This window comes from Bartonella silvatica, from assembly GCF_040545155.1.
Taxonomy (GTDB): Bacteria; Pseudomonadota; Alphaproteobacteria; order Rhizobiales; family Rhizobiaceae; genus Bartonella; species Bartonella silvatica.
In genome coordinates this window covers 26,776-34,501 of record NZ_JBEPLI010000016.1, presented here as the reverse complement: position 1 = coordinate 34,501, position 7,726 = coordinate 26,776, and the positions used below count along the sequence as shown (strand labels likewise).

The following is a 7,726-nucleotide window of genomic DNA, read 5'->3' as shown; positions in this document are numbered from 1 at the left end:
AAACGCTTGGCTACAATCACCAGACCTGTACAAGCGGCTAAAACCATAAGACCTGCGAATGCCCATTGCACTGGACCATTGCCAACCAATAAGCCCCCAAAGCCTGAACAAGACCCTATGATTGGTGTCCCTTGTGATTTGTTCGTTACCTCAAGATTTTCAATGTCCTTTAGAAGAGGATTTACACGCACGCTCCCTTATTACTCATATATATTGAGTGATTCAATTGTTATTTGTCGCCAGACACGGGAACAAATAACTCCAATTGAAGAACGGAACGTTAGAAACAAAAGAGTGAAACAAAGATAGTTTCTCAATTAAATATACAAAAAAGCTTGAAGTAAGTAAAATATCAACCAATGGAATCAAAGGATCCAAAATGCTCATACTCTGATTATAACAGACCAACTTGATTGAATGATGGTGCACCCGACAGAATTCGAATCTGTGACCTCTGCCTTCGGAGGGCAGCGCTCTATCCAGCTGAGCTACGGGTGCTAACAACTAAGTAATGACCTTTTAACTGATCATACTCTTAGCTTCAATGATGAATTATCATTCTTCAAAAAAATACTCTTTTATGACTTGTATTATGATATAATTTTTTATCATATCTAGGTATGATATATTATTTTAAACAACTAACTTTTTATATATCATGATTTTTTTATAAAAACTGTTTTATATACAGCTTCAAAACTCCCCCAAAATACGTTAAAAATGAATTGTGACTATCAGGATAATTCTTAATGATTACATTACCAGATCGCTTTCATTTTATTTCTGCCGAAACTGAGGAAGCGGTCAAAGCCGCTCATAAACTAATTTCTATTTACAGCCATTTTTCTTTGGAAGAGGCTGATGTTGTTATTGCAATCGGTGGTGATGGAACAATGTTACAAACAGTACGAGATGTCATGGGCACAGGAAAACCTATTTATGGCATGAATCAAGGATCTGTAGGATTTCTTATGAATGAATTTCATGAACAAAAATTGCCAAATCGTATTGCTGCAGCGCATAAAAAAGAAATTCATCCTTTACGCATGGTCGCAAAAACTGAATGCCAAGAACGTATTGAAGCACTCGCCATCAATGAAGTCTCGCTTTTTCGTCAATCTTATCAAGCAGCAAAAATTCGTATTAGCATTGATGACAATATACGCATGGAACAATTAAGTTGCGATGGCGTTCTCGTTGCCACACCAGCAGGATCTACCGCATATAATTTATCAGCACAAGGACCTATTTTGCCTCTCATGGCCCCACTTATGGCACTCACTCCCGTGAGTCCCTTTCGCCCTCGACGCTGGCATGGAGCATTGCTCCCCAATACGGCAACAGTACGCTTTGATATGCTTGAACCTGAAAAACGCCCTGTAAATGCTGCTGCTGATAATGTTGAGGTTAAATCTGTCCATTCCGTTACCATTTCAACAGCAACAGAAGTAACAGCCTCAATTCTTTTTGACTCTAATCATTCATGGGATGAGCGTATTTTATCAGAACAATTTCGCTATTAATGATTGTATTATGTTTCCTATGTGTATATGGCTGTTATAGTTTACTTTTTTGTGAGGAAGCCTTACCCTTTCAAAATAGAATAAAAGACTTGATGTTACGAATAATTCAAATAGCGAAGTTAAAATTGCAGAGCAATTGATAGAAAAATGATACCACCTTTAAATAGTTTTGATGATTTAGGTCTCTCGGAAAAAGTTATTAAAGCCGTAAAATCAGCAGGATATACAGCTCCAACACCTATTCAGAGTGGAACAATTCCCCATGTGCTACAAAGAAAAGATGTTTTAGGAATTGCCCAAACAGGAACAGGAAAAACAGCTTCTTTCGTTTTGCCTATGCTCACACTTCTGGAAAAAGGCCGCGCAAGAGCACGAATGCCTCGTACGCTCATATTAGAACCAACGCGAGAACTTGCAGCACAAGTTGAAGAGAATTTTGATAAATATGGAATAAATCATCGCTTAAATGTTGCACTTTTAATTGGTGGTGTTTCTTTTGAACACCAAGATCGTAAACTTGAACGAGGCGCTGACGTTCTTATAGCAACGCCAGGGCGCCTTCTCGATCACTTCGAACGCGGTAAATTACTCTTAATGGGCGTTGAAATTCTCGTTATCGATGAAGCTGATCGCATGTTGGATATGGGATTTATTCCTGATATTGAACGCATTTGTAAACTAACCCCGTTTACACGCCAAACTCTATTCTTTTCCGCAACAATGGCACCAGAAATTACCAAACTAACAAAGCAGTTTTTACATTCTCCAGTGTCCGTTGAAGTTACAAAAGCCTCTTCAGCCGCAACAACGATTTCACAATGGCTCGTAAAATCTGGAAATAAGTCGTGGGATAAAAGAGCTGTTTTGCGAGAACTTATCTACACTGAAGGCGATGAACTTAAAAATGCTATTATTTTTTGTAATCGGAAAAAAGATATCTCTGAACTTTTTAAATCGCTTCTCAGGCATAATTTTAGTGTCGGGGCACTGCATGGGGATATGGATCAATACTCACGCACAAACACACTAACTGACTTTAAGAACAATAAAATTAAATTTCTTGTTGCTTCTGATGTTGCTGCCCGTGGACTTGATATCCCAGCTGTGAGTCATGTTTTTAACTATGACGTGCCTACACATGCTGAAGATTACATTCACCGAATTGGTCGTACAGGACGTGCAAATCGTAGCGGAAAAGCTTTTACAATCGTTATAAAGTCTGATCAAAAATATATCAGTGCTATTGAAGAAATAAGTAATGAAAAAATTGAATGGCTTAATGGAGATCTCTCTACTTTAACAACCGATACTCTAGAAGATGATATCATCTTAAAGAAAAAAACGCAAAAGTCGTCAAAGAAAGCGCCTCAGAAGGAACATATTGCGCAACCCAAAAAATCTTTGAAAGACGATAAAATAGATTGTGGTCAAGCCACCCGTAATAAAATAAAATCACTTCAACAACATCGCACTCGAAAAAGTGAAGATTTATCTCCTCTTGGATTTGGAGACAATATTCCAGCATTTATGCTCATAAAAACCCGTAATTAAATTGAGGAGTTTCTGTTTTTTATAATACAAAAACCGATAAGATAATCTTAAAAACGCCGCTCTTAATCACTTTGAATAAGCAATCTTTCTGCTACTTTTTCGTGCCCTAAAAGCTGCAAAAGTTTCCCCATCTCAGGTCCATGATCCATTCCTGTCAATGCTTGACGCAATGGCATGAACAAACTTTTCCCGCTACGACCTGTTTCTTTTTTTAAGATCGTTGTCCAAATTTTCCAACTGTCATCATTAAATGTGCCTTCAGGCAAAAAATTAAGTGATTGACGCACGAATGCACGATCTTCAAGTGCGACTTTATCAAAATGAGTATCTTCATGAATAATTTTCCACCACAAAGCCGCATCATTCACCTTGTCAATATTGCCTCTTACAGCATTCCAAAAATTCTCTGCCATTTTTCCATCAATAGAAATATTTTTAAGTCGCGTTTTAACTTCTTTGTAAGTTAACTCATGAACAAGATGACTATTTAATGTAAAAAGATCAGCAGTATCAAATTTTGCAACTGATCTTGAACTATCTTGGAGGCTAAAATGTTCTAAAAGAGCTGCTTGATTAGGATAGGGGTGAACATTTTGCGATGTTCCAATCAAAACAGCAAGGCACTGAACAGCTATCGATTCAAATCCATCCTTCCGCAAAGAAAAAATAGAAAGATCATTATCACGTTTTGAAAACCCTTTTCCAGAAACTGTCGTCAATAAATTGATATGAGCAAAAACGGGCAATTCTGCATTAAGAGCTTTAAAAATAGCAATCTGAGCACCTGTATTTGTAATATGATCATCTCCACGAATAATATGTGTAATGGCCATATCTATATCATCAATGACAGAAGGCAATGTATAAAGGTAACTCCCATCTTCACGAATTAAAACAGGATCCGAAAGAGAGGACAAATCAATTGTCTGTTTTCCTTTTACCGCATCATTCCAACAAACTTCTGTCCGCCTTGTTTGTAACGGATTATTTTCAAAATTAGGGAGAAGAAAACGCCAATGAGGTTTGCGACCTTGTGCTTCTAATGCTGCTTTATCTTCTTGTGTTAATTTCAATGCAGCACGATCATAAATAGGAGGAAGTTTACGAGAAAGCTGAATTTTACGACGTCGATCCAACTCTTCTGCAGTTTCATAACAAGGGTAAAGAAGACCACGTTTTTTAAGCGTTTCCGCGACTTCATCATACCGACTAAACCGTTTAGATTGATAATAAACCTCATCAGGTCTTATACCAAGCCATTCAAGATCAACGGCAATGGCATCAATAAATTCCTGTTTAGAGCGCTCAACATCTGTATCATCATAGCGCAAAATAAATGCACCATTATGTTTTTGCGCATAAAGCCAGTTGAACAGCGCAATACGGATATTACCAATGTGAATATAACCTGTTGGAGAGGGGGCAAAACGGACTTTTATCATAAAATAAGCTCAATTCTTATCGCGAAAACGATTGACAATAGGATAACGACGATCTCTTCCAAAATTTTTATAACTGATTTTAACACCAGGCGCTGATTGTCGCCTTTTATATTCTGCACCATAAAGAAGCTGTTCAACTTTCTCAACTGTTTCCCGTAAATACCCCCGTTTAACAACATCACAAACACTCATGTCATTTTCTACAAGAGATTGTAAGATGTCATCTAAAACGCGATACGGTGGAAGAGAATCTTCATCTTTTTGATTTTCCCTAAGCTCTGCAGAAGGTGCTTTTTCGATAATATTGGAGGGGATTACGGCTCCTTCTGGTCCTAGAAAATTTTGCAAATGGTTTTTATTGCGCCACTGAGCTAATGCATAAACCTGTGTTTTATAAATATCTTTAATAGGATTAAATCCTCCATTCATATCACCATAAAGTGTTGCATATCCTACTGCCATTTCTGATTTATTGCCTGTTGTCACGACCATTGAACCAAATTTATTAGAAAGTGCCATTAAAAATGTTCCGCGTATACGACTTTGAAGATTTTCTTCTGTCACATCAGGCGGCAACCCTACAAAAATAGGTGCCATTACATTCAAAAAAGCCTCGACAGGTTGCACAATGGATATCAGTTCATAACGACACCCTAAAAGACATGCACATTCTTTAGCATCTTTCAATGACTCTTGCGAAGTATAATGATAAGGCATCATTATAGCGCGAACCCTCTCCGCGCCAAGAGCATCTACTGCTATTGCCGTACAAAGAGCAGAATCAATACCTCCTGAAAGACCAAGAATAACATCTTTAAAGCGGTTTTTATTAACATAATCTCTCAAGCCTAACACACAGGCTTGATAATCAGCTGCCAACCCACTGAGAAGATCTTCATTTGGACCAGAAATACAGCGCCATCCCGTTGTTTTTCGTTGCCAATGGCTTACAGAAATATGACTTTCAAAATGTTTCATTTGAAACATTATTTTACCTTGTCCATTTAATGCAAAAGACCCCCCATCAAAAACAAGCTCATCCTGACCACCAACTTGGTTAGCATAAACAATAGGAATACCCGATCGAAGTGCTTGCGCACGAACCACTTCTATACGTTTTAGGGTTTTATTACGCTCGTAGGGAGATCCATTAAGCACAAAAATGATCTCAGCACCTTTATTACTCAGATCTACACAAAGAGAAGGATCATTCCAAATATCTTCACAAATCATTATTCCCAATCTTATCCCATGATAGACAAGTGGCTCAGGTCGTGGACCAGGAGAAAATAGCCGTTTTTCATCAAATTCAGCATAATTTGGTAAATCGAACTTAAAACTCTCAGAAATTATCCGCCCTTCATCAAGAAGCACAGCGCCATTGTAAATATTATGATTACGGCTTAAAGGAAGACCAATGATAATCCCCGGCCCCCCTATTGTTACTTCTGCTAATTTCTCAACTGCATCTTCACATGTTTTTATAAAAGAAGGCTTAAGAACAAGATCTTCTGGTGGATAAGCACTTATAAAAAGCTCACTGAACAAAACAAGATCCGCTCCCACTTCTTTGGCCTTTTGATACGCCATCACAGCGAGAGAAAAATTCCCTTCAATATCACCAACAACAGGATTTAATTGAGCAATTGCAACACGAAAATCATCTATCATAAACTTTTGTATCATTTTATCAGTCTAGCAACAACAGCTCTGTTTTTCATTATCGAAAATATGCTTTAGACTCCTCCCTTACAAACAGGTAAAAAATATCATACATTTTTTCCTAACTATTGGCAGCAAGAACCAATGAATCAGTATGACGGTTTTTTTTAAGAAGCTCCGCAACAAGAAAAGCTAATTCTAATGCTTGATCTGCATTTAATCGTGGATCACATTGCGTATGATAACGACTCGATAAGTCTTCTACAGAAATAGCGTGCGCCCCACCTGTACATTCTGTTACATCCCGCCCTGTCATTTCAATGTGAATCCCCCCTGGATAACTCCCCTCTCCATAATGCACTGCAAAAAAACTTTCGACTTCCTTTAAAACATAATCAAATGGACGCGTTTTATAACTATTGGCAGTAATTGTATTGCCATGCATTGGATCACAAGACCATATAACTTTACGTTTCTCACGCTCAACTGCACGGATTAGTTTAGGAAGATAATTTTCAACCTTATCATAACCAAAACGCGTAATGAGTGTCAGACGCCCCAGTTCGTTTTCAGGATTTAGAATATCAATCAATCTCAAAAGCTCATCAGGATCAATAGAAGGACCGCACTTCAACCCCAGTGGATTTTTAATACCACGGCAATATTCAATATGTGCATGATCAATCTGACGTGTCCGATCACCAATCCATAACATATGGCCAGACGTTGCATACCAATCTCCAGAAGTCGAATCAATCCGCGTCAGAGATTCTTCATAACCAAGTAAAAGCGCTTCATGGCTGGTATAAAAAGATGTTTCACGTAATGCAGAATGCGTTTTTGACGTAATTCCTATAGAACGCATAAAATCAATTGCTTCAGAAATACGCTCTGCCAATAATTCGTAACGCTCACCTTGTGGGCTATTAGAAACAAAATCCAACATCCATTCGTGAACATTTTCTAAATTGGCATATCCCCCTTGTGAAAAAGCACGCAATAGATTGAGTGTTGCTGCAGATTGGCGATAAGCCATAGACATTCTGTGCGGATCAGGAACACGCGCTCCCACCTCAAACTCAATACTATTAATAATATCGCCTCGATAAGAAGGAAGTTCAACCCCTTCTTTGTTTTCCATATCAGAAGAACGTGGCTTTGCAAACTGGCCAGCAATACGACCAACTTTAACAACCGGTTTAGAACTACCAAAGGTTAAAACAATCGCCATTTGCAAAAACACACGAAAAAAGTCACGGATATTATCAGCCTCATGCTCTGCAAAGCTCTCAGCGCAATCTCCACCTTGTAATAAGAACCCCTGTCCTTGTGCTACAGCTGCTAATTCATTTTTTAAACTACGTGCTTCACCTGCAAAAACTAAAGGAGGATAACTCTGCAGCTTTTGTTCTACGTCTTCTAACACAGATTTATCTGGGTAAATTGGACTTTGTTTTATTGGCCTTGCTCTCCAAGAGTTAGGTGTCCATTTTTTTATCATTGCACTCTCTCCAGAGCTTAAACGCACAACTTATTATAAAAAGCTTT

The 7,726-nt window shown here is 38.1% G+C and carries 5 protein-coding genes, 1 tRNA gene and 1 pseudogene; 2 read left to right on the top strand and 5 right to left on the bottom strand.

What is annotated here, in order from left to right; genetic code table 11:
• A pseudogene (locus ABID23_RS06340) lies at window positions 1-125 on the bottom strand (lysozyme); the annotation flags it as partial.
• Window positions 126-421: 296 nt separating this feature from the next.
• Window positions 422-498, bottom strand: a tRNA-Arg gene (locus tag ABID23_RS06335).
• 251 nt (window positions 499-749) lie between these two features.
• Between ABID23_RS06335 and ABID23_RS06330 the strand changes: the two genes are divergently transcribed.
• A complete protein-coding gene (locus tag ABID23_RS06330; RefSeq protein ID WP_354190424.1) occupies window positions 750-1,523 on the top strand; it encodes an NAD kinase in 774 nt (257 codons plus the stop codon).
• Between the two features lie 147 nt (window positions 1,524-1,670).
• Entirely contained in the window at window positions 1,671-3,074 is a 1,404-nt protein-coding gene (locus tag ABID23_RS06325; protein ID WP_354190422.1) for a DEAD/DEAH box helicase, read from the top strand.
• Window positions 3,075-3,136: 62 nt separating this feature from the next.
• Here ABID23_RS06325 and gltX read toward each other — a convergent pair whose 3' ends face one another.
• The 3 genes from gltX to ABID23_RS06310 all read right to left on the bottom strand — a co-directional run bounded on the left by gltX (window position 3,137) and on the right by ABID23_RS06310 (window position 7,679).
• Entirely contained in the window at window positions 3,137-4,516 is a 1,380-nt protein-coding gene (gene gltX, locus ABID23_RS06320) for a glutamate--tRNA ligase (RefSeq protein ID WP_354190420.1), read from the bottom strand.
• Between the two features lie 9 nt (window positions 4,517-4,525).
• Window positions 4,526-6,187 carry an NAD+ synthase gene (locus ABID23_RS06315; RefSeq protein WP_354190426.1) on the bottom strand — a complete coding sequence of 554 codons (1,662 nt, stop codon included), beginning with the start codon at window positions 6,185-6,187 and terminating at the stop codon, window positions 4,526-4,528.
• 112 nt (window positions 6,188-6,299) lie between these two features.
• Window positions 6,300-7,679 (bottom strand): class II 3-deoxy-7-phosphoheptulonate synthase, encoded by a 1,380-nt coding sequence (locus ABID23_RS06310; protein ID WP_354190418.1) that lies wholly within the window; start codon window positions 7,677-7,679, stop codon window positions 6,300-6,302.
• Window positions 7,680-7,726 lie beyond the last annotated feature (47 nt).

Excerpts from the sequence above, each read along its gene's own strand:
- ABID23_RS06330 (WP_354190424.1), top strand. The coding sequence starts at position 750 with ATGATTACATTACCAGATCGCTTTCATTTTATTTCTGCCGAAACTGAG.
- ABID23_RS06325 (WP_354190422.1), top strand. The coding sequence starts at position 1,671 with ATGATACCACCTTTAAATAGTTTTGATGATTTAGGTCTCTCGGAAAAA.
- gltX (WP_354190420.1), bottom strand. The coding sequence starts at position 4,516 with ATGATAAAAGTCCGTTTTGCCCCCTCTCCAACAGGTTATATTCACATT.
- ABID23_RS06315 (WP_354190426.1), bottom strand. The coding sequence starts at position 6,187 with ATGATAGATGATTTTCGTGTTGCAATTGCTCAATTAAATCCTGTTGTT.
- ABID23_RS06310 (WP_354190418.1), bottom strand. The coding sequence starts at position 7,679 with ATGATAAAAAAATGGACACCTAACTCTTGGAGAGCAAGGCCAATAAAA.